This is a genomic window from Clostridium sp. N3C (genome assembly GCF_900095445.1).
Taxonomy (GTDB): Bacteria; Bacillota; Clostridia; order Clostridiales; family Clostridiaceae; genus Clostridium_AU.
Genome location: NZ_FMJL01000001.1, coordinates 107159 through 132613, shown reverse-complemented (window position 1 = coordinate 132613; position 25455 = coordinate 107159). Strand labels below are relative to the sequence as shown.

Sequence of the window (25455 nt, the reverse complement as noted above, 5' to 3'; positions counted from 1 at the left end):
TCCTTCATTGGCACTTTTAGCATTTTATTAAGTTCACTAAGTTCTCAAATTTCATTGCCCGTGAGGCTTTAAATAAAATCAAATCTCCTTCTTTCAATAAATTCTTAATATATTGTCCAGCCTCTTCTAGATTATCGAAGTGAATAAACTTGTCATCCTTCTGGAAGCCTTCCCTATAAGCTTTTTCACTATCTCCTACGCTTATGAGTATATCTATCCCCTTAAGATTAGCGTACTGAGCTACTTCTTTATGAGCATTATAGCTTTCACTTCCTAGTTCCTTCATTGTTCCAAAAACCGCTATTTTTCTTTTAACCTTCATATTAGCCTGCACATCCAAGGCTGCTTTCATTGAATCGGGACTTGCATTATAGCAATCATTGATAATTGTATACTGGTTGCACCTTATTACATCTAGTCGCATACTAGTAGCCTCAAGTCTACTGAATCCTTCATTAATCTCACTAATTTCTAATCCTAAAACTCTTCCACAGGCCACTGCTAATAATGAATTTAAAACATTATGTTTTCCCGGTATATTAATACTGATGCTTGGGTTTAATAATTTATTTTCTTCAACAACATTATATTCAATACTTTCCTCTAATAATGATACATTTTCTGAATAATAGTTAAAATCTTTGCTAAATCCAACTTTTATCAAGTTAAATTTATTAGTCTCTAAATTAGAAAGCAAATCATTGTCCCCATTCACTATCAGTACGTTGTCTTTACCAAAGAAGTCAGTTATCTCAAGTTTTGCCTTTAGTATATTTTCCCTTGAGCCCAAGTTTTCTATGTGAGATATACCTATATTAGTAATAACAGCTATATCTGGTCTTGCCACATCTGCTAATCTATGAATTTCATTAAGATTGCTCATCCCCATCTCTAGAACAGCTATATCATAAGAGGAATCTAAATTGAAAATCATTAGAGGCAAACCTATTTCATTATTAAAATTTCCTTGTGTTTTAAAAACCTTAAACTTACTACCTAAAGCTGCTGCAATAAGATCCTTTGTAGTGGTTTTACCGGTTGAACCGGTAACTCCTATAACCTTTATATCTAGCTTATTTCTATAATATTTAGCTAAGCTCATTAGGGCTTTTTTAGTATCTTCAACTTTTATAATTGTACTATCCTTGACCTTATTAAGATCAAAGGAAATTTCATCGACGATACAAAGTAATGCTCCCTTTTGAACCGCATCCTCTACAAAATCATTTCCGTTGTAAACTGTGCCCTTAATAGCAATGTAAATATTACCACTCTTTATTTTTCTTGTATCAATACAAATATCATTATAGTTAAGATTGTTTCCCTTATGATACAGCTTACCTTGGACTGCTTCTAAAATCTCCTCTAGGGAAATATACTCCATTTAAATCACCTCTAGCTTACCTATTGTCCAGTATTTCTTTTATTACTTCTCTTTCATCAAAATGAATTACCTGTTTATTCTTGAAAATCTGATAATCTTCATGTCCTTTTCCTGCAACAACTATTACATCCCCAGCCTCAGCTATTTCAATAGCTTTCTTTATGGCTTCTTTTCTATTTTCAACTACAATATAGTTATCCTTTGTAATGCCTTGAAGAATATCCTTTATGATATCCATTGGCTCCTCATCTCTTGGATTGTCTGAAGTTATAATTGCTATATCACTTAACCTTGATCCAATTTCTCCCATTATCGGTCTCTTTGTTTTATCTCTATTACCACCACAACCAAATACAGAAATTAATCTGTTTTTAGTAAACTCTCTAGCGGTGTTTAATATATTTACCAAACCATCCGGTGAATGAGCATAATCTACTATTATATCGAAATCTAAATTATACTCTTTTCCAACCAGTTCACATCTTCCTGGTACCTGCACCTTTTCCAAGCCTCTTTTTACAGCATCAATAGTTACGCCTTCTTCTAAACAAACCACAGCTGCAGATAAGGAATTATAAATGTTATATTTCCCAGGAATAAATATGCTGATTTCCTCTACTCCACCATTATAGCATAAGTTATATTTAGCTCCTCTAGAATGCAATTCAATATCCTTTGCTCTATAATTTGACTCCTTATCTATGCTATAGGTGTATTTTTGATTTTTTACATCTTCACATATTTTATTACCATAAGGATCATCCACATTAATAACGGAATTTTCACTATACTTAAATAATTTCAATTTAGCATTATAATAGTTTTCAAAGGTTTTATGAAAATCAAGATGGTCCTGTGTAAGATTGCTAAATATACCATACTTGAAAGTAAGTCCATAAACCCTATGGAGATCTAAAGAATGGGAGGATACTTCCATAACACAGTAATCCACTTTTTTATCTACCATTTCTGCAAATAGTTGATGTAACTCTAAGGACTCTGGTGTAGTCCTTTCTGCAGCAAGTTTTTCATCCCCTATAAAGTTAGCTATGGTGCCAATCAACCCTACCTTATAACCAGCCTCTTCAAGAATAGACTTTATCATATAAGTAGATGTAGTTTTTCCGTTGGTACCTGTTATTCCTATAAGTTTTAATTTATCCGCAGGATGATTATAGTAGTTGGCAGCAGAAAGAGCTAGAGCCTTTCTACTGTCTTCTACCAAAACTACTGTAACCCCTTCCTGAGCACTAATTTCTTTTTCGGCAATAATAACCTTTGCTCCACTTTTTTGAGCAGCTTCTGCATACTGATGTCCATCAGTCGAGAAACCTCTTATGCAAAAAAACACGTCACCTTCGTTAACTTTTTTTGAATTGTACTGAAGACTTTTTATATCCACATCAATACTTCCATGAATAATACGATAATCAATTCCTTGTAAAACTTTTGATAACTTCATCCAAACATCCCCTTGCCTTAATGACATATTTAAATTATTACCACTTTATATTCCCATAAACATCTCCTGTAAAAAGTTTTCTAAGTTTAATAACCACCAACTACATCCAGCTCAAAAATTAAACTAGTACCTTGCTGAACTGTCTTTCCTGGAGATATACTTTGGGCGGCCACCAGTCCTTCTCCTATGAACTGACCTTCTAAACCTAGATTCTTTAATAGCTTTTCAGCCTCTTCCTGAGTATAGCCAGTTAAGTCTGGTACAACCACATCTTTATTATAGTTTTCACCGCTACCAGTGTAAAGAATAATTTTGTCTCCTTCTTTTACGGTATAACCAGGTTTTGGAGTCATATCCACAATAATATCACCTTGTTCCTCTATTTCATACTCTAAATTTACTTCCTTTAGAGTCTTAATAGCTTCGCTTTTTTTCATTCCTCTTAAATCCGGTAGTATAACATCCTTTTTCATACTTCGCAATGTATCTTCAATAGATACATCGCCCTTAATGGAAAGATAATTGAATATATCATAAAAAACTTGTTTAGCTACTGGAGCAGCTATTTGCCCTGCATAATACTTAGATGGGTCCGGTTCATCTATAGATATAAATACCGTTACTTTAGGATCATCTACAGGAGCCATACCTGCAAAGGAAGCTACATATTTTCCTACACCGTATGTACCGGTGTTAGGATCAACTTTTTGGGCAGTACCGGTCTTTCCACCTATACGATATCCTTCAACATAGGCGTTCTTACCACCACCTTCAGATACAACCTTTTCTAAATAAGTGCATAATAAATCCGCTTGTTCTTTTGAAACAATTTGCTTTTTTTCATATTTTTTACTGTAAGTTTCAAAAGTTTCATCCACAACCATCTGGTTATTTTCATCCACATGAGTTATGGCTTTCATTATATGAGGTGTAACCATTACGCCTCCATTAGCTATAGCATTAAAAGCAGCCATATACTGAATAGGAGTGACGGTGTTACTTTGGCCAAAGGAAATAGTGGCCAAATCTACTGTAGTAATATCCTCAGTCTTCTTAACTATACCGGTAGCTTCACCAGGAAGATCAATACCAGTTTTTTTACCAAAACCAAATTTTTTAATATACTCATTCAAAGTTGCTGCTTGTAATCTTTCACCTAATTCCATAAAACCAACATTGCAAGAGTTTTCTAATATCTGCACAAAATTTTGCTCTCCATGACCAGTTCTTTTCCAACAGTGGATTGTCCTATTAGCCACCGTTTTACTACCAGTGCAATTAAATGTATCAGATTCAGAAACTAATCCCTTTTCCATAGCTGCAATAGCAGTAAAAACTTTAAAAATAGATCCTGGCTCATATGTATCACTTACCATTCTATTTCTCCAAAGTTTGGCCATTTCATCAGCAGTAGTGGCCCCTTCTCTAGGTTTGTTGGGGTTAAAATCCGGTTTATTGGCCATGGCTAATATTTCACCGGTTTTAGGATCCATCACCATAATAGATACAGCCCTAGCCTTATTATCATTTAAAGCCTGTTCTGCAGCCTTTTCTGCAAAGCCTTGAATAGTAGAATCTATAGTTAAAATTAAATTCTTACCATCCACTGGCTTAGTAAAGTCTGATATGGTATAAGGCAGTTCATCGCTCCTTCTATCAGTCTCTGTAATCCTCAAACCAGGAATTCCCTTTAACACATCATTGTATTGTAACTCTATTCCTGCAAGTCCAGAACCATCTGAATTAGTAGTACCTAAAACGTGAGCTAAAAAATTATTTTTCGGATAGTATCTTTGAGTATCCGGAGACACGAGAACTCCATTTATCTTAAGATCTCTTACCTTATCTGCCTTTTCTTTATCAATTCTTCTAGCTAAAGTGGCAGAACCTCTTTCCTTACCACTAGGAAGTGTTTTATATAATTCCTTTAAAACCTTCTCTGTATCAATATCCAAAGCCTGTGCAATTTTAGGAGCAATATCTTCAAAGGTTAAGTTGTTTTTCCTTACATAGGACCTAATGGTATTCATAGCCAAATCTACTCTATAAACATTTGCACTTACAGCCAGCTCATTACCATTTCTATCAAATATACTTCCTCTTCTGCCATCTATTTTTACTTCGTTAGTCCATTGCTCAATAGCTAATGTCTTATATTCATTAGATCGCACAACCATAATATATACTAATCTTAAGATTAATGAAAAAAATAAAACGGTAAGAACACCCAATGAAATGAGCATTCTTCGTTTTATTATCACTGTATCTCTATAGTTTTTTTTGCTCACTGCATCAACCCCCGCTAAAATAATAGACTTTTTATCTTGTCTAAAACTTCTTCAGCGAAACTCTCCTTTTCCTCCTGGGTTGCCTCTGCAAAATTTTCTTTACTAAAATCAACGTAAACAGTTTCTGTATTCTTAGGTATAGTCATATTAAGTTCATTATCCGCTATTTCTTTAATATTAGCAACACTATTTAACTTAAGTAATTGATATTTTACATCTTCTATTTGTTGGTTAACTGTTTTTATTTCTTTGTTTATTTCAATAATTTTCTGTTGCTTTTCATATATTCTACCTTCATTGTACATAAGACCGATTCCAACTATAAATACCGCTACTATGGTTTTAAGAACCTTTCGCTTTTGCATATTTTTTTTATACTTTAATCTATTTTCTCTTTCTATTTTGGCCCTTCTTAAACTTTCATAGTCCTTTTGTCTAGTAGTTTCCTTTTCCTCTCTCTTTGGAGCAAGAGCAGCACTTCCCTTAACGTATTGCATTTTCTTATCCTCTAACAATTTATTCACCCCCCACATAAAATATAACTAGCATAATATTTATCTTGTACTTATTCGTTCTGTTATTCTTAGTTTTGCACTTCTACTTCTAGGATTTCTTTCAACTTCCTCTTCCGTTGGCTCTATTGGTTTTCTTGTTATAACCTTTACTAAAGGCTTTTTACCACACTGACAAATAGGAAAGTCTGGAGGACATGTACATGGATTTGCCAATTCTCTAAACTTTACTTTAATTATTCTGTCCTCTAGAGAATGGAAGGTTATTATGGCCATTCGTCCACCTTCTGCCAAGCAATCCACTCCATCTTCCACAAACTTATTTAATATTTCCAACTCTCCATTCACTTCTATTCTTATAGCTTGAAAAGTTCTTTTAGCAGGATGAGGTCCCTCTCTTCTAGCTTTTGCCGGTATTGCTGCTTTAATAATCTCCACTAATTCCAATGTACTTTCTATTTTCTTGTTAGCTCTTCTATCTACTATAAATTGAGCTATCCTTCTAGCAAACTTTTCTTCACCATAATTTTTTATTATTTTTTCAAGTTGATCTGCACTATAGCCATTTACAACATCATAGGCTGAAAATTTTTGTTCTCTATTCATCCTCATATCAAGAGGCGCATCATTCATATAACTGAATCCTCTCTCAGCATTATCTAATTGATAGGAGGACACGCCCAAATCTGCTAAAATACCATCAACCTTCTCTATACCTAAATTATTCAAAATACTCTTTATATTCCTAAAATTGTCATTAACATAGGTAACATTTTCATATTGACTTAATCTTGCCTTTGCAGCATTTATAGCATCTATATCTTGATCTATACCTATCAATCGACCTTTTGGCGAAAGCTTCTGTAATATATAACTAGAATGGCCTCCCCCACCAAGGGTACAGTCCACATATACGCCATCCTCTTTAATGTTTAATCCTTCAATACACTCTTCTGCCATTATACTAATATGTTTAAACTCCATACTCTTCCCCTCTTATATGCCTAATTCGCTCATCTTTTCAGCAATTTCATCGAAATTAATATCTGAATTATTATATTCGTCCCATCTAGCCTTACTCCAAATTTCAATTCTTGTAGATACACCTATACTTACTATTTCCTTTTCAATAGCGGCATATTCTAATAAATTTTGAGGAATAAGCACTCTTCCTTGTTTATCAGGCTCTACTTCATTAGCTCCTGAAAAAAAGAATCTAACAAAGGCTCTAGCATCTTTGCTTGTAAGTGGAAGCTTCTTCAGTTTTTCCTCCATAACTTTCCATTCCTCCATGGTGTAAGCATATAAACAGCCATCCAAGCCTTTTGTAAGAACAAACTTAGTTCCTAATTCTTCTCTAAACTTAGCTGGTATAATCATTCTATTTTTATTGTCGATGGCATGTTGATACTCACCTATAAACATATTACACCTCAGAGTGATTATGCTAGATATCAAATCCAAGCCTTATTAATTTGATATCTATAAGATTTTATATACTTACTCCACTTTTTATGAAATTTGCTCCACTTCACTCCACTTTCAACCACTAGATATTACAATTCTATATAAAAATAAAAAACCCTTCTTTTTTTGAAGGGTTTTAAAAATTTTTTAATCTACAATTGATATACACCATCTATCATCATTATTTAAATATCGAAGTCTACTAATAACTTCATCCTCATTTATATCCTTTAATATGTGGTAATAATCAAAGGGATTAATTCCTCTTATAAAGTAATCTTTCACAAAATTGCCAAGGCCCTCTATATTGTTAAACCTGCTTATAAAGGAACCTATCATCATTTTCTTTACTCTTTGAAAATCTTCACTATTTACTATATCAACCTTTTCTCTTATATACTGCTTAATTTTTTCCATAACCTTTTCTGGTTCTCTGCTCTCTCCACCTATTAATAGATGGCAATAATCCTCTTCCAAAGAATACTCATAACTAAAACTTTCATTTATTAAACCACTACTATACATTTCTTCATATAAAGCTGAACTTCTACTAAATAGCAATCTACTAATAATGTCCATCTGCAACTTTCTTCTTAGAAAATTACTTTTATCAATACCTTTTGGATCATCTTTAAATCCTATTATAAAGTTTGGTATACTAAGTCCCATTTTCTTATGTACTTTTCTTTGATTAACTTTACTTTCCTCGCTGTAGTTTTTTACAATAAAATCCGCACTATTCCTATCCTGTGGCACTGTTTTTTCCAATACTTTTTCTATTTCTTCTATATCTACATCCCCTACTATGGTTATAACCATATTTTCTGGCACATAGAAGGTATTATAGCATTCATACAAAAGCTCTGGGGTAATTTCATAAATTGACTCTACCGTTCCAGCTATATCATAGCGAACTGGATGACTATGATACATGCTTTCTAAGGCATTAAAATATACCCTAAAACCAGGATTGTCATCGTACATTCTAATTTCCTGTTCTATAATCCCCTTCTCCTTATTTACATTCTCTTCTGTTAAATAAGGGTTATATACAAACTTCACAAGTAATTCTAAATTCTCCTTGAATCCCTCTGTACAAGTAAAATAATAGGTAGTTATCTCAGAGTTTGTATAGGCATTTGGAGAAGCTCCCATTTCTGCAAATCTATTAAAAACATTACCTTTCTCTTCTTCAAAGAGCTTATGTTCTAAGAAATGAGCTATCCCTTTTGGATATTCCTTCATAGATTCTCCTTTTTTAGCAAATTCTATATCATTGGACCCAAACTTTGTAGTAATCATAGCAAAACTCTTTGTATATCCCCTCTTAGGTATTACATAAGTTCTGAGCCCATTAATAACTCCTGTATACATTTCTTCTTTTACAGTATCAAAATATATTCTTTCCAGCATGAACTCACTTCCCTCCTATTGTTTTGCCATAAAATAAATAGCATTTAATTCTATTGTATTTGCACATTGAACTACCCTATCAATATCAACCTTATCTAACTCCCTAATTATATCCTCAATATTGTATTGTATGCCATAAGCTCTTAAGGTTGAAATGTAATCTATATAGGAATATTGAGAATCCGTTAAGGTTCTTAAATCGCTAATAAGCTTTTTCTTTGCGCTATATATTTCTTCATTGCTAATCTTTCCCGCCTTTATTGCTTCCACTTGCTCCTTGCAAATGGTAGTTGCCTTTTCATAGTTGCTAGAATCTATACCACAGGATATTATAAGTAATCCCTTAAATTTTTCTATAAAAGAATAGCTATAGTAGGCCAAACTATTTTTTTCTCTAACCTCATTAAATAATTTTGAATGGGGTCCTCCACCTAGTATAGAATTCATAACAGAAAGAGCAAAGTAATCTCCATTGAATATAGTGGTATTAGTTCTATAACCTAAGCAAAGCTTTCCTTGATTCACATCCATAACTTCTTTTACCTCTTTAACTTCCCTCTTAAAAGAAGTCTTAGGAATAGCAATTTCCTTTCCAGTGTTATTTGCTAACAAGGCAACCTTATCTCCAAGGGCTTTTTCGTCAATATTACCACAGGCAAAAAGATATCTAGGATTATTGTTGTAGATCTCTTTCCAAAGAGAAGGTAAATCTTTATTCTTAATGGTATTTAATTTTTCTACGTCACCGTATTTATATATAGCATAAGGCTCTCCATCAGTTAATATTTCTTGTACTCTTTCTAAGGCATAGCCATCTTTATTATCCATTCTAGAGTTGATTAAATCCCTTAAGTTTTCTTTCTCTGTTTCAAAGTAACTTTCATCAAAGCCCTTTTCACTAATTAGTGGATTATTAACCACCTCATAAAGAAAATTCAAGGCTTCCTTTAAAAGATTTTCCCCTTTTAAAGCAAAGGCATTATTGATACATTGTATATAAAAATTTAAAAATAATTTTTCACCTTTTTTTGATACCACAATATCAAAAACAGCACCGTAAAGATTTTGTAAATGTTCCCATATAGCCTTGCTTGTAGGATACTTCTTAGTACCTCTCTTCAGCAATGCTGCTATTAAATTATATTCTGTAACCCTATCATCCAAATCTAAAGGTATAATTAAAGAAAGGGCATTATTCTTAAACTTATCAGATTTAATTATATTTATGTTGTCCATAATTTTCTCCTTCCTAATTTTATTTCCAGTTACATATATTATATTTTGCCACAAATTCCTTAATGAATACAGGCTTTTTTTTAATGCATAATGAAAGTTGAAATAAAATCGCTCCTAAGGTATAATTAAAAAATGGCATTTTGTATGAAAGATTTAGTTAAGAAAGGAATGTACATAGATGAAGTTAGGAATAGTTGGTTTACCAAACGTAGGTAAGAGTACATTATTTAACGCAATTACCCAAGCTGGTGCTGAGTCTGCTAATTATCCTTTCTGCACTATTGAGCCTAATGTTGGCGTAGTGGCAGTACCGGATAAAAGGCTAGATGTTTTAGAGAAAATGTATAACTCAAAAAAGAAAGTTCATGCTTCTATTGAATTTTATGATATAGCAGGACTTGTAAAGGGTGCAAGCCAAGGAGAAGGCCTTGGAAATAAGTTTTTATCTCATATCCGTGAAGTAGCTGCTATAGTTCACGTAGTAAGAGCCTTCAAAGATGATAACGTTGTTCACGTAGATGGATCTGTAGATCCTATTAGAGATATTGAAACTATCAATCTTGAGCTTATCTTCTCCGATATTGAAGTTTTAGATAGAAGAATTGAAAAAACTGTTAAATTAGCTCGTTCTGGAGATAAAAAAGCTAAGACTGAATTAGAGTTACAGGAAAGACTTAAAGCCCATTTAGAAGCAGGTAACCCTGTAAGAACCCTAGAGGTAAACGAAGATGAAAATGAACTTATAAAAGGATATTTCTTACTAACCTCTAAACCAGTACTATATGTAGCTAATATTTCTGAAGATGACTTAATGAGTGGAAATTTAGAAAACGAATATGTTAAGCAAATCAAAGAATTTGCATCAAAGGAAAACTCTGAAGTTATAGTAGTATGTGCAAAACTTGAGGAAGAATTATCTTCCTTAGATGAAGAAGAAAAAAGAGAGCTATTAGCAGACTATGGTTTAGAAGAAACTGGTTTAGATAAACTAATTAGCTCTAGTTACAAACTATTAGGTCTAATGAGCTTTTTAACTGCTGGTGAACAGGAAGTAAGAGCTTGGACTATCAAAATAGGAACAAAGGCTCCTCAAGCTGCTGGAAAAATCCATTCTGATATAGAAAGGGGCTTCATAAGAGCTGAAATTATAAGCTATGATAAATTAGTTGAATGTGGTTCTGAAGCCGCTGCTAAAGAAAAAGGATACTACAGATTAGAAGGAAAAGACTATGTAATGCAGGATGGAGATGTAGTTAACTTTAGATTTAATGTATAATACAGATCTCATAGTATCTCTAATATCAGTAAGAAAAGCACCTATATAGGTGCTTTTCTTATATTAAAGCTTTATTCTTTTTTCCTCTATATTGCTTTGTCTTATTTTCCTCTACTGCTATATTTCTTTGCTTCTTTGTTAGCTATCTCTAAAATCTCCTCTGCCTTTAACTTACCGTCTCCCATCAATACTGTTATAGCATCATCTAAAGTTTCCATAGCATATAGCTTAAATATTCCTTTATCTACAGCCTCTTCTACATCTGGTCTTAATACAATATTATCAACATTAGACTTTGGTAATAAAACTCCCTTACCTTCTATGGTTCCTTTTAACTTACATATATCAAAGAAGCCTTCTATTTTCTCATTTATGCCACCTATGCTCTGAACTTCTCCAAATTGATTTATGGAACCGGTTACTGCTATAGTTTGACTGATTGGAACCTTACTTAAAGCTGATATTATTGCTATAATTTCAGCTACAGATGCACTATCCCCTTCAACCTTACCATAAACTTGCTCAAAACTAATATGAAAATTTATGGGGATTGCATTATATCCACCAAAAAGTTGGTTAATAAGTCCTGTTAAAATGCTAACTGCTTTATTGTGGATATTGCCACTTAAGTTACTTTCCTTTTGAGCATCAATGATATATCCATCACCTTTATGACAGCTGCAGGTTATTCTTATTGGTCGTCCAAATCTTGTATATCTTAAATCTATTACTGATAAACCATTTACAGATCCTATTAATTTATCCTCTATAGGCAGCAAAATCCTTTTTTCTTTATAACCTTGATGTAAATGCTTCTCCATAAAATCTTTTTCATAAAGGGCTTCTTCTACATCTTCCGCTTTTATTAGATTGCTTTTCTTCTTCTTTGCATTTCCATCTAAACACATTATAATCTTGTTAAGTTCTACTTCATCATAAAGAAATTTGTTTCTGTTTTCTGCCCTTTTAGATAAGAACCTAAATATTTCTTCTATTGCAGAATTATCAATAGGTGTTAAGTTTTTTTCTTTAAGCTCCCACAGGATATTTTTCGCCAAGATCCTTCGGTTTTTTTCATTATTATTCACTTTAGGATCGTACTCTAATCTAATTTTAAAAACTCTTTTAAAATCCTCATCCAAATTATATAATATATCGTAAGTCTCATAATCGCCGATTATTACAACCTTTACCTTGGTTTCAATAGGCTTTGGTTTTATACTGTTAATTGCCAACAGTCCTAAATAACTTTTATAGTGATCAAACTTAACCTTTCCATTGATTAAAGCCTTTTTTAAATAAAAATATGAAGATTTGTATGAGAATAGATCTGAAGCTCTTAATATAAGACATCCACCATTAGATTTTAGGAAGGAGCCTGCTTTAATGTGATTTATATCCGTTAAATAGTTTCCATTGAAATTTTCATATTCGATAATACCCATAAGATTGATTAAGGTGGGATCATCTTCGAAATTAACATTAGGATTATCCTCATTTCTGTTATCTATCAATATATTAATGGCGTACTTGTAAATTGCTTCATGTAGCTTATCTTCATCTTCATCAAAACTTGCAGAATAAATTTCTACTAAACTACGTTCTATATTATCACAAACAAATTTTAAATAGTCTAAAGCGCTTTTTTCACCTTCAAAGCATTTAAAATACTTAATTTTGAAATCATTAGCTTCTTCAATTAAATATTTTAAAAATAATTCTTTCAGCTTTTGTAAAGCTTCTAACTCATACTGCTTTATATTGTCTAATATTTCTCCAGCCTTTTCTTTTAACTCACTTACTTTATCTATAATCATCTCTTTTTCTTTACTATCCAAAAGTTCATATTCACTTTCTAGCAAAGCTTTTTCATCTTTAATAGGAACAAAATTAAAACCAGTACTAGAAGCCTTTACCTTAAAGCCTTCCACCTGAGCCATATTAACAAGTTTATCTATAAGATCATTTCTTTTCTCATGGACTTCTTTTAAAATAATATTTTTTTCAGTAATGTTATTATTATAAAAAGCATAAACAATATTAGAATAATTGCTTTGTATATCTTCTAAGGCATTTTTCAGTTCCGTTCCCTTTCCTTTAGATAACACAATAGGTTCTGGAGCTTTTTCATCTTCCATGACAACATAACAAATATCTTTCTTATCTTTATCATCATATAAACTTTTTAAATAATTTATAATTGTTGTTAATCTATGCTCTGAGTATTCATCTACTAAATAAATATTGTATCCAGGAGAATCTATACTTAAAAAAGTTTTCATCTTTTCTAATATTTCATCGTATTCCGGTATGGTATAACTGTAATTCTCTCCATTAATATTAGGAACGGATGCTTTATATAAAATATCTCTTGCCTCCAATTCATATTTCACCACATCGCTCAACTCTATTATTAGAGTTTCAAGCTTCCCTCCTTTGCAAAAGAGTCCTTTAATATATTAATATTCCGTTGATACTTATTTAGTAACAAAAATTATATCCGTTGATGAAATTCAGCAAGGTTTTCTATTAAATATACCTGGAATATAAACATAGATTTTTATCTATAAATAATTAATATAATATGTTATAATAATATTAATTAATTTTTAGCAAAATAGTAATATATCTTAAACCTAAAATGTATCTATTAATTTCCTTATAACATTTACAATTACATAATTAATTATTAAAATAAATATTGGTATAATTATTTAATGTTTTTATATTATTTTGTAAAGGAGTTACATAACATATGGGATTTACAGAAAAGCTCACTAAGTACTATCAAGAAACTTATTTCAAGAAAAATGGTGATCGTCTTACCCAAGTAAGAGGAAATGTTCTTTCAGTTAAAATCGAAGAGAAGTCTATATTGTGGATTTTTCATAAACTAAAGGTTTCAATAGTTGTTAAGCCCGATAGAAGCAAAAATGTTGTAGCCTGTGTTTACAAAAAGAATAAGTGGTTTAAAAAACCTACATTCATTCCTATCAGCCAAGGGCATTTAGTAATTATTCAAGGCCTTAAGGGTAAGAAAGGAAAGGAAAACAGAGAAATTGTCGAAATTCTAAATGTTATGAACTTAACTACCAAGAAAGACTTAGTTCCTGTTCCCGGAGATGCAGTTAAAAAAGCACAAAAAATCCAATATAAATATAAGTAAAAAGAAGTGGCCTAAACCACTTCTTTTTTCATTTAAATTCATAAGCCAAATTATAAGTAACTTATTATTTTTTTGTAATAAACAAATACATGCTGTTTATAAAGGCAATAATACCTGAGAAGAATATTACAATTAGCCATTGACCTAAGTTTAAAGGCACGGTGCTAAATATGCCTTGCAGCGGTTCTATGTAAATTATAGATAACAAGGCTGATATTGAAACCATTACTGCCCCAATCAAATAAGGATTGGTAAAGGGATTTATTTCAAATAAAGAATGTTTTTCTGAACGGCACTCAAATACATGTATCAACTGAGATATAACTAAAGTACTTAGAGCAATAGTTCTACTACATTCAAGGGAATAATTATATCTTAGTGATACTATAAAAGCTAAAAGAGTGCAAATACCTATAAGGCTTCCTCTTATGGCAATTTTTTCAGTTAGCCCTCTAGCAAAAACACTCTCATCCTTTGGTCTAGGTTTTTCATACATAATATCTTTTTCTGGTGGGTCAACACCTAAAGCAATAGCAGGAAGTCCATCTGTAGCTAAGTTTACAAATAATATTTGTATAGCTTTCAATGGCACTTCTAAGTAAAAGAGACTTGCTAAAAACATAGTAAGCACTTCACCTAAATTACAGGACAGTAGATATCTTATAAACTTTCTTATGTTACCATAAATTACTCTTCCCTCTTCTACTGCTGCTACAATAGTAGCAAAGTTATCATCCATTAAAATCATAGCAGAAGCTTCCTTTGTAACATCAGTACCGGATATGCCCATTGAAATTCCAATATCCGCTTCCTTAACAGCAGGAGCATCGTTAACACCATCTCCGGTCATTGCCACAATTTTATTTTTCCTCTTTAATACTTTTACTATTCTTAATTTATGCTGAGGACTTACTCTAGCAAAAATACTCAATTTATCTATCCTTTGGGATAGTTCTTTGTCAGTTAGTTTGTCCAGTTCTTCTCCTGTTATAGCCTCATCCATACTCTTGCAAATGTCTAAATCCTTTCCAATAGCATAGGCTGTATTTTTATGGTCACCGGTAATCATTATTACCTTTATACCTGCAAGCTTGCACTTTAATACCGCATCTTTTACCTCTTTTCTCGGTGGATCAATAATACCTGCTATTCCTACAAAAATCAAATCATTTTCTACTGATTTACTATGGCTAATACCGCTATCCTTATAAGCTCCTGCTATACATCTAAGAGCCTTATTAGACATAGTTTCTACGCTTTTTAATATTGCCCTTTTATAAGTAGCTGTAAGCGGTCTAACCTCACCTTGAATTAAAATTCTATTACACTTATCCAATATTCTTTCCGGTGCTCCCTTTACATAGCAAGTTTCCTTACCATTTTCTTTCATTACTACAGTCATCATTTTTCTGTTAGAATCAAAGGGAATGTCATAAGTTCTTAAAGCTTTAGACATAAAAGTTTTAAGTTCCTTACTATCTTCAAAAAAAGCTCTAATTAGTGCCGTTTCTGTAGGATCACCAAACAAAGCTGAAGCTATATCCTTTTTACTATAATCAAAGCTGCAATCGCTACAATAAGTAAAGATTTTTTTCAAAATTTCACTGTTTATAAGACCTTTAAAGCTTTTTCTATCACCACATTCTATTATATTAGAATTATAGTACATAGCTTTAACGGTCATTTTATTTTCTGTTAAAGTACCGGTTTTATCGCTACATATAATAGATGTACATCCTAAGGTTTCCACCGCTGGCAGCTTTCTAACTAAAGCATTTCTCTTCAACATTCTTGAAACACCTAAGGCCAAAGCTACAGTAACTATAGCTGGTAAGCCTTCAGGAATTGCAGCTACCGCCAAACTTACCCCCATTAAAAACATGTCTATAGGAGAGTTTCCTCTTATAATCCCTAAGATAGTAACAATTATGCAAATAACCAAGCATATTACTACCATGATCTTACCTAGTGAATTGAGCTTTTCTTTTAAAGGAGACCGTTCATCTTCTATATTCTGAAGCATATCTGCTATCTTACCCATTTCTGTATTCATACCGGTTTGTATTACTTTTGCTGTAGCCTTTCCTGTGAGAAGGATTGTACCCATATACAAATTATTTTCTTTATCTGCAGCGCTCTTGTTTACTCCTACAGATTCTCCCGTAAGTAATGACTCGTCTACCATAACATTGCTAGATTGCAGGATAACAGAATCTGCTGGAACTCTATCACCGCTTTCCAAAACTATTATGTCCCCTATTACTATGTACTCAGCATTAATCACTTGAACCTTTCCATCTCTTATAACCTTAGCTGTAGGTGCTGCCATTTTTCTAAGAGCATCTAAAGATTTTTCCGTTCTGTATTCTTGAATAAAGCCTAAAAATGCATTCATGAATATGATTATTAGTATTGTTATGGCATCTGCTTTTTCTCCCATTAAACCGGATACTATGGTGGCAGCAATAAGTACCCATATCATAAATTCATTAAATTGTGATAAGAATATTTTGATAGGAGAAAGGGATTCTTTTTCCTCCAGCACATTCAACCCATGCTCTTTTAATCTTCTTTCAGCTTCAGCGGTGGTTAACCCCCTTAACAATTCTTTTTCTTCGATCATTTATTAGCCTCCTTATTCATGTTCACCGTGTTGATAACACTATTCATAATAATATATGAAGGCTAAAGTTAAGCTATGAACATTTATCTTAACTTGCTTTAAATATGACTTTACAAATTTTATGGTTAAATATAAAATATAAGCAATCAATATACTGAAAGGAGTCAACTATGAAGGATGTAATTTACATAACTGGGCACAAAAATCCAGATACAGACTCAATTTGTGCCACTATAGCCTATGCAGAATTTAAAAATAAAACTCAGAGCATTCCAGCTATACCTGTTAGGCTTGGAGAAATTAATAGAGAAACAAGATTTGTTTTAGAATATTTTGATGTTGAGCCACCTATTCTTATAGATACTGTAAAAGCTCAAGTAAGTGATCTGAACATAGATAAAATTGCTCCTATCTCTTCAGATATTTCTTTAAAAATGGCATGGAACATTATGAAAAAGAATAATGTTAAAACCTTGCCTGTTACAAATGAAAATAATAATTTAATGGGAATAGTATCTATTTCCAATGTTATCTCTACCTTCATGGATGTTTGGGATAACAAGATCTTATATAAAAGTAAAACTAAAATAGAAAATATACTGGATACTTTATCTGCTAAACCTATTTATATAACTGATGGTTCTCCGATTTTTAAAGGAAAAATACTTTTAGCTTCCTCAAATATTGAAGATGACTGTATAGAAGATGGAGATATAGTTATTTGTGATGCTTCACCTAAAATACTAAGTGACATAATTAACAAAGGAGTAGCTTTGTGTATAATTACAAACAACGGTACTGTAAGTGAAGATTTAATTAAATTAGCGAAAGCAAAGAATTGCTCTATAATAGTTACACCACACGACAACTTCACTTGCTCAAGACTTATTGTTCAGAGTATTCCTGTTAGCCATGTGATGAGTAAAGACAACATCGTTTCCTTTAGCACAGAAGACTTTGTAGATGAAATAAAGGATATAATGCTTGAAACTAGATACCGAAGCTATCCCGTTGTAGATAAAAATAACAATGTTGTTGGAAGCATCTCCCGTTATCATCTTATTTCTCAAAATAAAAAGAAAGTTATTCTCGTGGATCACAATGAAAAAGCTCAATCAGTCCATGGTATTGATGATGCTGAAATTTTAGAAATTATAGATCATCATAGAATTGCAGATGTGCAAACCTTCAGTCCAATATATTTTAGGAATGAACCGGTGGGAAGCACATCGACCATAATCGCTTCAATATTTTTTGAAAATGGTATAAGGCCAAGCAAGAAAACCGCAGGTTTACTTTCCGCAGCTATTATATCTGATACCTTGCTATTTAAATCACCAACTTCAACTAATGCGGACAAATTAATGCTAAAAAGGCTATGCGAGATAGCTGATATTGATCCAGAAAAGTTCGCCCGTGAAATGTTTAAAGCAGGAACCTCTTTAAGAGATAAAACTCCTGAAGAAATCTTCCATCAAGACTTTAAAGTCTTCACTATCAATAATATCAAGGTAGGAGTTTCTCAGGTAGGAACCTTAGATTTAGAAATATTTCAATCTTTTAAAGAGGACATGATAGCTCTTATGGATAAAAAGATAAAAGATAATAATTTTGCCTTATTAGTATTAATGGTTACAGATATAATAAAAGGTGGTTCAGAACTAATTGTAGCTGGAGAAGAAAAGGAAGTCGTAGCAAGAGCATTCAACGCAAAACTTGAGGGAAACAGTGTATATCTACCTGGAGTAATATCTAGAAAGAAGCAAATAATCCCTCCACTGACTACAGCTATTTCTGGACTAAATAACGCTTAAAAATTATTAAACCCATCAGATTCAAAATAATCTGATGGGTTGTCTTTTATTTTTTCATAGCTGGAATTATTATGTTTCCTTCTTCCCCATTAATTTTGCCTTTAAAGTCATATACCGGTTGATAAAATCCCTTAGAATCCAAAGAATATGAAAGTTCTACTGACTCTATATAAATAGTATGTAAATTGTCATATTCATAGGGTAATTTAAATTTTCCTTCCCTTAACTTGTTGTAAGCCTCTTTCTCTGAAATTATTTTGCACTCTTTATATTTTTCATAGGTCCTTATTTTGTTACTTATACTTTTTAATTTATTTTCATTACTATAAAAACATGATAAAGTACCATTTATTAGCTTGTTACCCTCTAAATACATATTTGCAGTAATATTATAATTTCCATTCCCCTCATCTTTAAAATCAACGGTTTTAGGAATTTCAATATCATACTCTTTTAAAGCAACGCGAATGTCATCAAGACTGCAACCTTCTTTTCCTTGATCCATCATGTGATCATAATCTGAATAATTTAATGTTAATCCGACAAAATCTATCCATAAGCTATGGCTTCCATCCCTAGTATAATAAATAGCTGTTTCATCATAAATGTCATTTTTTGATTCATCTACTTCTTGTCCTATCTTAGAGTAAAATTTTTTTGCATATTTCAAAGTTTCTTCTTTATCTGCTATAGGTAATTTATATACAAAAGCTGTAGTTTCTTTCTCCTCTAATTCAGTATTAAGCCTAAGTTCAACATTTGACATATTAACTTTTACAATATAATTATCGCTTAAATTACCATATTCTTGCCTATTATACTTAATAAATATGGTACTAAAAGATACTATTAAAATTAATAAAGGGAATTGGTAATATAGCAGCCTTCTTATACTAGTATTACTTCTGTCTTTCTTTTGGAATATAGCCATCACTAGCATAATTATTCCGTATCCAATAGTTGCACCACAAAAATTGTTTAAAAGATCATCTAGCTCAAAAAGTCCTCTATGTGTAATCAACTGCAATAACTCTATGCATAGAGTAGCTACAAAGCCGGCTAAATATGTCTTCCACCATCTCTTAAACTTATCAGAAAAAAGAGGTAGCAGGAATCCTAAAGGTATAAACATGCAAATATTTAAGATAATATTTCTCCACTCTGTTTTAGAAAATGAATTCCATGCTGTTTTGTATGAATAAAATAAGTGAAGACTAGTAGCTGCTTGTTCAGAACTATGTCGATCAAGCATGGTAACTCCCAAAACCACTACTCCGTAGCAAAGTAAGAGTGCTCCTACAATAAATTTACTTATTGAAATTTTTCTACTTTTTTTCCTCATAATTTTGATAATTAGGAAATAGACAATGGAAATAAATATAACTAATATAATTCCTAACAGTAAATAATCTTTTGCCATATTAAAAATATTTAATAATCTCATTCTATCCTCCACATTCAAAATTTTAATTTACAATGGCTTTTCATTGTAACTGCACAACCTGCGAACATTTATATTATATATCGACAATCTATATATGTCTAGCTAAAATCTATAAATTAATTAAAATTAAATTTGATTATGTTAATACAGGAAATAAATTTTAAAATACAATTATAATTTAAACAAAAAAGGATTAATACTATAATCATTGTAATATTAATCCTTGGACTTTATTATAGAATACTAACTAATTTATATTACCTAACTATACTAATTCATATATCTGATTAAAATAAAAAAAGTTAAAAAGTACACCATGGCTATAGCATAGGAAATAGAAAGATAATGTTTTAAACATACAAGATCAATTTTCTTTCCATACTCCCCATAACTTTTTACATAACGTACATCATTATCATTAAAATAATAATAAAAGTTAACAGACTCAATATAAGCTCCAAATATATCTATATTAAGTAAGGGTCTTTTTATCAAGTTTATAAAATAATCTCCTTTAAAATCCACCCTTAACTTCTTATTTCTTAATAAGTAAACTACATATAAAAAGAACTGGGCTATGCCTGATGGTATTATTGTTAATATATTAAATAAAACTCCTATAATCTTATAACCTTCTATATTAAATAGATTGTAAATTAGCATATAGCATATTCCAGCACTATTACCCAAAATTAAAATATAAAAGAGCGGAGCTATAAAACCTGAAACTAAAGATCTTGATATTAATGAAATTGAATCGTAAAAATTAAGTCCATTGTTAATGTTTAAAACTTTTCTTTCCGCGTTACTTATGTCTATTACCAAAAAAGCTGTTATAGCATTAAGAATTTCATTATACTTAAAAAAAGAAAGTATAATTATTATTATCAACATGGTAAATAGATAAATCCCTTCAATATACTTACTATTTTTCGTTACTTTTCTTAAAAGCTCATCAAATCTTCTTAAAAATCTAACTCTATCAACTTTCCATAAAAGAATGCTAAAAAAACACCCTATTATATATCCAACGCCCATATTACTCACCTTCACTTTATTTACCTTATATATATTATAAACAAAAATAGCTTTGTTGGTAAAGTATTACAATTACATTTTATACCAACAAAGCTAAATTTTCTTTAATCACGAATATCTTCTATACTTACGAATCTAATTTTCATATCTCCATTATATTGGCTATTTTCATAAGTTCGATAACTACTTTCCGATGGATAATATGGGTTTATACAATTTACTGTAGGAGAATATTGATAGTTTTCATTATCATAAGGACAGTTTCCTCTAAAATGATTTTCCACTATATTATGTTGTGGACCATTATTATTTTGTGTATATGGACAGTATCCATAAGTATTAGCAGTGCAATAGTAATTGGGTACACCGCTATTTATATTATTATTTCTCATAGTATTATAGATACCTTGATTATAATTAAAACCATTGTATATACCATTATTCATGGTATTGTAATTACTGCCATAGTTACCATTAGGATCATAGGTATACATATTAAAATCATTATTAGTATAACTAATCATATACACACTCCCTAATATTGATTAATGATATATAATATGACAGTAACTAAAATAATATGCTATCAATATTAAATTTTAATCATTATTTAAAATTTAAAGTTTATCCCTTATCTACTCTTCAAATTATTAGCCATTTGCCACATCTCATCAGCAGCTTGTAATCCCTTGGTACCAAGTTGGAATGCTCTTTGTGTTACGATCATATCTGTTAACTCAGCAGCCAAATCTACATTAGAGCCTTCAAGATATCCTTGACAAATATCAGCGTCTTCAACTTGGTATACTTGTACACCCGGTTTTGCTTGATAATAATTCTCACCGATGGAAATGAAATCATCGCTTCCATTAGCTGTAAATAAAGGTATACTACCTACAAGATTATATTGGTTTCCTTCTTTTATGAAAACTTCACCGTTTTTAGAAATAGAATAATTACCTTTAATAAACTTAATACTATCTGGATCAACTCCAGGCGCTGGTTCTATAGTAACTCTGTTACCATTAGGATCTACTAAATTCTGATTAGCATCAACGTCAAACTGACCAACTCTAGTATAAACTACAGTACCATCAGCCCTAGTTAATTGAAAATAACCTTCTCCATCAATAGCAAAATCTGTCTCCTTATTAGTTTCAATTAAATTCCCTTGCTTGTTATCTCTCATCCAACCGGATGTCTTTACACCAGTACCAGTATAGGGATCCTGAGCTCTTTCAGCATTTTGTGAAACTGGATACCCTTCTCTTCTAAGGGTCTCACTCATAGTATCCTGAAAACTTACAGTAACTCTTTTATATCCATTAGTATTTACGTTAGCCAAATTATTTGATATAGCATCCAATTTCTCTTGGTTAGCTATCATACCACTTCTACTGTTCCACAATACTCTTAACATAATATCCTCTCTTTCATTCTAATTTGTAAATTATATTTTACTACAAATCTATCTTACTATTCCAATTTCTACAGCCTTTGCTAAAGTTTCATCCAAAGACTGAACTACTTTTTGGTTAGATTCATAAGTTCTAAGCACCGTCATCATATTAACCATTTCGTTGATAATATTAACATTAGACTTTTCTAAACTATACTGTTTAACTGTTGCTTGAGATTCCATTGGATTTTCACCTCTATATAAATTATCTCCTACCTTCTCTAGAGCATTATAGTTTTCAAAGTCTACTATATTAAAACTATATCGAAGTTGTCCATCTAGCAATATGTTATTATTGCCATCAGTAGTAATCTTGCTATTACCTACTGCTATTGGCTCCATAGCCCCAGTATTTATGTTTCTACCCATAACATAATTTCCAGTGGAGTTAACCAAATAACCTAGATTGTTTATATGAAAGGCACCATCTCTAGTATAGTAAATTCCTTGGGTACCATCTGCTGCAGCACCACTTACTGTAAAAAAGCCTCTACCATCTAGTGCGAAATCTGTATCCTTCTCTGTTGATTGTAAGGTACCTTGTGTAAAGTCTGTTAAGGTTTCATCTATTTTACTACCATTTGATAAAGAACCAATAACATTCCTAACGTTTTTTCCACCGGATATTTTATCATAGTTTTGTATTAGCACATCATCAAATTTCTTCACTGCTAAATTCTCTGTTTTATATCCAGTAGTGTTAGCATTAGCCATATTATTAGTTATGACCTGCTGTTTTGCCTCCTGGGTAATTAAACCTGAAACTGCTGTATATAATCCTCTTATCATTCTTTCACATCCTTATCTATAACTTTAAATTCTTCTTTATATTCCATACCAAGCTCTCTGGCTCTCATTTCTACTTCTCTATCAGTCATAGCTTTATTTGTGTTTACTAGAGATAAAAGCAAGGTGGCAAAAATAATTCCTATTCCAAATCCAAATAAAGTTCTTTTATCCTTAATTAAATTTAATAAAAATTTTACTTTAGATATAAATCCTTTATTAATAGAATCTCCCCCTTACTAATCCCTAATTTTTCTGAAATTTCATCTATAGAATAACCCTGCTGATAAAGTTCTTGAATATCATTAACATTCACACCATTATAAATACTATCTTTTCCCATGTCATTCTCGTCTGATTCATTGTAAGTTTCCACTTCTTCATTTTGAGAAATGTTAAAATCACTAGCAGCAAAAGATTTTTCTCTTAAATCTATTATTTCCTTCTGAAGCTCTAAAATAGTCTCTGCAAACTCTTTTCTCATTTCTGCTATTATAAGATCTGTATCTTTTACTTCTTCCTTTTTATCTTCATATATAGTTTTAAAGCTATTTACCTCAGAATTTCTACCTTCTTTAATTAAAGAACTCAGGCTAAAAAATATAATAATAATTCCAAATAAAATTAAAATTATTGCCATTTACTCACTCCAACCTGAACTTAATTTCATCTCTTAGAATACTTTAAATCTTCCATAGCCTTTCTTAAACGTATAATTGCTCTACTATGCAATTGGGATACTCTAGATTCTGAAACTTGGAGAACCTTACCTATGTCCTTTAGAGTCATTCTTTCATAATAATATAGGGTAAGTACCAATCTATCCTTTTCCTTTAAGGACTCTAAAGCCTTTGCCAAATATTCTACCTCTTCCTTTTCCTCTAGTATTTTCTCAGGACTAGGACTATTTTTATCTTCAATAACACCTTTTAACTCTATTTCATCCTCATCAGAAAATAAAATTGATTCTAAGGAAGTTTGTGCAATATAATTTATATTAGATTCGATTTCCCACACATCGCTCTCATTAAGATTCATATATCTTGCAATTTCTTCGTAAGTAGGTTCCCTTAATAATACTTTTTGTAGTTCTTCTACAGCTCCATTGTAAGCATTCAACTTATCCATAGCCCCTTTAGATATTGGACTATTTTTTCTAATTTCATCAATCATAGAACCTTTAATCCTAATAGATGCATAAGTTGAAAATTTCATTCCCTTCATAGAATCATACTTATTAATAGCATCTATCAATCCAACCATTCCGCAACTTAAAAGATCTTCATAATCAATGTATTTGTTTTTCCCCACTATTATTCTTGAGGCTATATACTTAACTAATGGGATATACTTTTTTACTAGCTGTTCTTTTTCATCAAAAACCCTAGCAACCTCCATTTATGCTCCCCCTTTTCCACCAAGGCATATCTATAAATTCCTGCGCTGCTTCCTCATAATAGTAAAAATAAATTGAATTATTTTATCTCTGGTTCTCTCATCTATATCAACAAATCTAATTCCATAATAATCAATATTATCTTGCTGCATCTCTACCCTTACTACCTCCCCTAATACCTTTACTCTATCGTTTTCAAGAGGTAGATCAGCTTCTATTCTTTCTTTTAAATTTAATTTTTCACTTGTGCCTAGTCTAAATCCTCCACCACTTATATCTAATAGTATTCCTTTATGCATTGTTTGTTGGATGATATCTTTTTCATCCACTATTTCTTTGTCTGATACTTTAGCAAATTTCATATTTAAGGCAGCACTTACTCTAACAAACTGCCTTCTTTGAACTCTCATGATATTTTTAAATTCCCCTAATACAATTAAAGACACTGTATTATCTACTATTCTTTCAATTACTACTGCATCTAACTTATAAACATGTGTATCTGAGTAATATAAAAGCTGTAATGTTTCACCTATCTGTGGTGTTATATATAGACCATCCTTTACTGGCAAACTAATGGCAATGGTATCATCACTTTCATTTTGGATTGTACTTTTATATACTTCAGAATCCTCTAAGACTTCAATTTTACTGTTGACAATAAACTTAATAGACATCATAATCCCCCATT

The 25455-nt window shown here is 31.5% G+C and carries 21 protein-coding genes; 3 read left to right on the top strand and 18 right to left on the bottom strand.

Going from position 1 to position 25455, the window contains the following annotated elements; translation table 11 throughout:
• Positions 1 to 16 precede the first annotated feature (16 nt).
• The 8 genes from N3C_RS00590 to yfmF form a co-directional block, all read right to left on the bottom strand.
• Entirely contained in the window at positions 17 to 1384 is a 1368-nt protein-coding gene (locus N3C_RS00590; protein ID WP_074364115.1) for a UDP-N-acetylmuramoyl-tripeptide--D-alanyl-D-alanine ligase, read from the bottom strand.
• A gap of 16 nt (positions 1385 to 1400) precedes the next feature.
• Positions 1401 to 2846, bottom strand: a complete 1446-nt coding sequence (locus N3C_RS00585; protein ID WP_074364114.1) for a UDP-N-acetylmuramoyl-L-alanyl-D-glutamate--2,6-diaminopimelate ligase — start codon at positions 2844 to 2846, stop codon at positions 1401 to 1403.
• An 86-nt stretch (positions 2847 to 2932) separates the two neighbouring features.
• Positions 2933 to 5134, bottom strand: a complete 2202-nt coding sequence (locus tag N3C_RS00580) for a stage V sporulation protein D (RefSeq protein ID WP_074364113.1) — start codon at positions 5132 to 5134, stop codon at positions 2933 to 2935.
• 14 nt (positions 5135 to 5148) lie between these two features.
• Positions 5149 to 5649 carry a septum formation initiator family protein gene (locus N3C_RS00575; protein ID WP_074364112.1) on the bottom strand — a complete coding sequence of 167 codons (501 nt, stop codon included), beginning with the start codon at positions 5647 to 5649 and terminating at the stop codon, positions 5149 to 5151.
• Positions 5650 to 5688: 39 nt separating this feature from the next.
• Positions 5689 to 6630: a 16S rRNA (cytosine(1402)-N(4))-methyltransferase RsmH gene (rsmH, locus tag N3C_RS00570; protein WP_074364111.1), complete on the bottom strand. Its 942-nt coding sequence runs from the start codon at positions 6628 to 6630 to the stop codon at positions 5689 to 5691.
• Positions 6631 to 6642: 12 nt separating this feature from the next.
• Positions 6643 to 7071, bottom strand: a complete 429-nt coding sequence (mraZ, locus tag N3C_RS00565) for a division/cell wall cluster transcriptional repressor MraZ (RefSeq protein ID WP_074364110.1) — start codon at positions 7069 to 7071, stop codon at positions 6643 to 6645.
• 189 nt (positions 7072 to 7260) lie between these two features.
• Positions 7261 to 8526 (bottom strand): EF-P 5-aminopentanol modification-associated protein YfmH, encoded by a 1266-nt coding sequence (yfmH, locus tag N3C_RS00560; RefSeq protein ID WP_083604371.1) that lies wholly within the window; start codon positions 8524 to 8526, stop codon positions 7261 to 7263.
• Between the two features lie 15 nt (positions 8527 to 8541).
• Positions 8542 to 9762, bottom strand: a complete 1221-nt coding sequence (gene yfmF, locus N3C_RS00555) for an EF-P 5-aminopentanol modification-associated protein YfmF (RefSeq protein WP_074364109.1) — start codon at positions 9760 to 9762, stop codon at positions 8542 to 8544.
• A gap of 178 nt (positions 9763 to 9940) precedes the next feature.
• On the opposite strand from yfmF, the gene ychF reads away from it, so the two are divergent.
• Positions 9941 to 11038, top strand: coding sequence for a redox-regulated ATPase YchF (gene ychF / locus N3C_RS00550; RefSeq protein WP_074364108.1), 1098 nt, complete (start codon positions 9941 to 9943; stop codon positions 11036 to 11038).
• A gap of 101 nt (positions 11039 to 11139) precedes the next feature.
• On the opposite strand, the gene N3C_RS00545 is transcribed toward ychF, so the two are convergent.
• Positions 11140 to 13434, bottom strand: coding sequence for an AAA family ATPase (locus N3C_RS00545; protein WP_242944020.1), 2295 nt, complete (start codon positions 13432 to 13434; stop codon positions 11140 to 11142).
• Positions 13435 to 13793: 359 nt separating this feature from the next.
• Between N3C_RS00545 and N3C_RS00540 the strand changes: the two genes are divergently transcribed.
• On the top strand, positions 13794 to 14204 hold the full coding sequence (locus N3C_RS00540; RefSeq protein WP_074364107.1) for a hypothetical protein: 411 nt from the start codon (positions 13794 to 13796) through the stop codon (positions 14202 to 14204).
• A gap of 64 nt (positions 14205 to 14268) precedes the next feature.
• On the opposite strand, the gene N3C_RS00535 is transcribed toward N3C_RS00540, so the two are convergent.
• Positions 14269 to 16827 (bottom strand): calcium-translocating P-type ATPase, SERCA-type, encoded by a 2559-nt coding sequence (locus tag N3C_RS00535; protein WP_074364106.1) that lies wholly within the window; start codon positions 16825 to 16827, stop codon positions 14269 to 14271.
• Between the two features lie 170 nt (positions 16828 to 16997).
• Here N3C_RS00535 and N3C_RS00530 point away from each other — a divergent pair, with 170 nt between their 5' ends.
• Positions 16998 to 18641: a putative manganese-dependent inorganic diphosphatase gene (locus tag N3C_RS00530; protein ID WP_074364105.1), complete on the top strand. Its 1644-nt coding sequence runs from the start codon at positions 16998 to 17000 to the stop codon at positions 18639 to 18641.
• A gap of 46 nt (positions 18642 to 18687) precedes the next feature.
• Here the strand turns inward: N3C_RS00530 and N3C_RS00525 are convergent, their stop codons facing one another.
• The 8 genes from N3C_RS00525 to N3C_RS00485 all read right to left on the bottom strand — a co-directional run bounded on the left by N3C_RS00525 (position 18688) and on the right by N3C_RS00485 (position 25441).
• Positions 18688 to 20085 carry a VanZ family protein gene (locus N3C_RS00525; RefSeq protein WP_074364104.1) on the bottom strand — a complete coding sequence of 466 codons (1398 nt, stop codon included), beginning with the start codon at positions 20083 to 20085 and terminating at the stop codon, positions 18688 to 18690.
• A 270-nt stretch (positions 20086 to 20355) separates the two neighbouring features.
• On the bottom strand, positions 20356 to 21123 hold the full coding sequence (locus N3C_RS00520; RefSeq protein WP_074364103.1) for a hypothetical protein: 768 nt from the start codon (positions 21121 to 21123) through the stop codon (positions 20356 to 20358).
• 104 nt (positions 21124 to 21227) lie between these two features.
• The gene (locus N3C_RS00515) at positions 21228 to 21647 is read right to left on the bottom strand and encodes a hypothetical protein (RefSeq protein ID WP_074364102.1); all 420 of its coding nucleotides are present in this window, start codon (positions 21645 to 21647) and stop codon (positions 21228 to 21230) included.
• Between the two features lie 107 nt (positions 21648 to 21754).
• Positions 21755 to 22543, bottom strand: a complete 789-nt coding sequence (locus N3C_RS00510; RefSeq protein ID WP_074364101.1) for a flagellar hook-basal body complex protein — start codon at positions 22541 to 22543, stop codon at positions 21755 to 21757.
• A 48-nt stretch (positions 22544 to 22591) separates the two neighbouring features.
• Positions 22592 to 23371, bottom strand: a complete 780-nt coding sequence (locus tag N3C_RS00505; RefSeq protein ID WP_074364100.1) for a flagellar hook-basal body complex protein — start codon at positions 23369 to 23371, stop codon at positions 22592 to 22594.
• A gap of 193 nt (positions 23372 to 23564) precedes the next feature.
• Positions 23565 to 24008, bottom strand: a complete 444-nt coding sequence (locus tag N3C_RS00495; RefSeq protein WP_074364098.1) for a DUF6115 domain-containing protein — start codon at positions 24006 to 24008, stop codon at positions 23565 to 23567.
• 26 nt (positions 24009 to 24034) lie between these two features.
• Positions 24035 to 24766, bottom strand: coding sequence for a FliA/WhiG family RNA polymerase sigma factor (locus N3C_RS00490; RefSeq protein ID WP_074364097.1), 732 nt, complete (start codon positions 24764 to 24766; stop codon positions 24035 to 24037).
• Between the two features lie 30 nt (positions 24767 to 24796).
• A complete protein-coding gene (locus N3C_RS00485) occupies positions 24797 to 25441 on the bottom strand; it encodes a flagellar brake protein (RefSeq protein ID WP_074364096.1) in 645 nt (214 codons plus the stop codon).
• Positions 25442 to 25455 lie beyond the last annotated feature (14 nt).

Coding starts and splice junctions, on each gene's coding strand:
- N3C_RS00510 (WP_074364101.1), bottom strand. CDS start 22,543: ATGTTAAGAGTATTGTGGAACAGTAGAAGTGGTATGATAGCTAACCAA.
- mraZ (WP_074364110.1), bottom strand. CDS start 7,071: ATGTTTATAGGTGAGTATCAACATGCCATCGACAATAAAAATAGAATG.
- N3C_RS00490 (WP_074364097.1), bottom strand. CDS start 24,766: ATGGAGGTTGCTAGGGTTTTTGATGAAAAAGAACAGCTAGTAAAAAAG.
- N3C_RS00525 (WP_074364104.1), bottom strand. CDS start 20,085: ATGAGATTATTAAATATTTTTAATATGGCAAAAGATTATTTACTGTTA.
- N3C_RS00535 (WP_074364106.1), bottom strand. CDS start 16,827: ATGATCGAAGAAAAAGAATTGTTAAGGGGGTTAACCACCGCTGAAGCT.
- N3C_RS00530 (WP_074364105.1), top strand. CDS start 16,998: ATGAAGGATGTAATTTACATAACTGGGCACAAAAATCCAGATACAGAC.
- rsmH (WP_074364111.1), bottom strand. CDS start 6,630: ATGGAGTTTAAACATATTAGTATAATGGCAGAAGAGTGTATTGAAGGA.
- yfmF (WP_074364109.1), bottom strand. CDS start 9,762: ATGGACAACATAAATATAATTAAATCTGATAAGTTTAAGAATAATGCC.
- N3C_RS00495 (WP_074364098.1), bottom strand. CDS start 24,008: ATGGCAATAATTTTAATTTTATTTGGAATTATTATTATATTTTTTAGC.
- N3C_RS00585 (WP_074364114.1), bottom strand. CDS start 2,846: ATGAAGTTATCAAAAGTTTTACAAGGAATTGATTATCGTATTATTCAT.
- N3C_RS00505 (WP_074364100.1), bottom strand. CDS start 23,371: ATGATAAGAGGATTATATACAGCAGTTTCAGGTTTAATTACCCAGGAG.
- ychF (WP_074364108.1), top strand. CDS start 9,941: ATGAAGTTAGGAATAGTTGGTTTACCAAACGTAGGTAAGAGTACATTA.
- N3C_RS00540 (WP_074364107.1), top strand. CDS start 13,794: ATGGGATTTACAGAAAAGCTCACTAAGTACTATCAAGAAACTTATTTC.
- yfmH (WP_083604371.1), bottom strand. CDS start 8,526: ATGCTGGAAAGAATATATTTTGATACTGTAAAAGAAGAAATGTATACA.
- N3C_RS00590 (WP_074364115.1), bottom strand. CDS start 1,384: ATGGAGTATATTTCCCTAGAGGAGATTTTAGAAGCAGTCCAAGGTAAG.
- N3C_RS00515 (WP_074364102.1), bottom strand. CDS start 21,647: ATGATTAGTTATACTAATAATGATTTTAATATGTATACCTATGATCCT.
- N3C_RS00485 (WP_074364096.1), bottom strand. CDS start 25,441: ATGTCTATTAAGTTTATTGTCAACAGTAAAATTGAAGTCTTAGAGGAT.
- N3C_RS00520 (WP_074364103.1), bottom strand. CDS start 21,123: ATGGGCGTTGGATATATAATAGGGTGTTTTTTTAGCATTCTTTTATGG.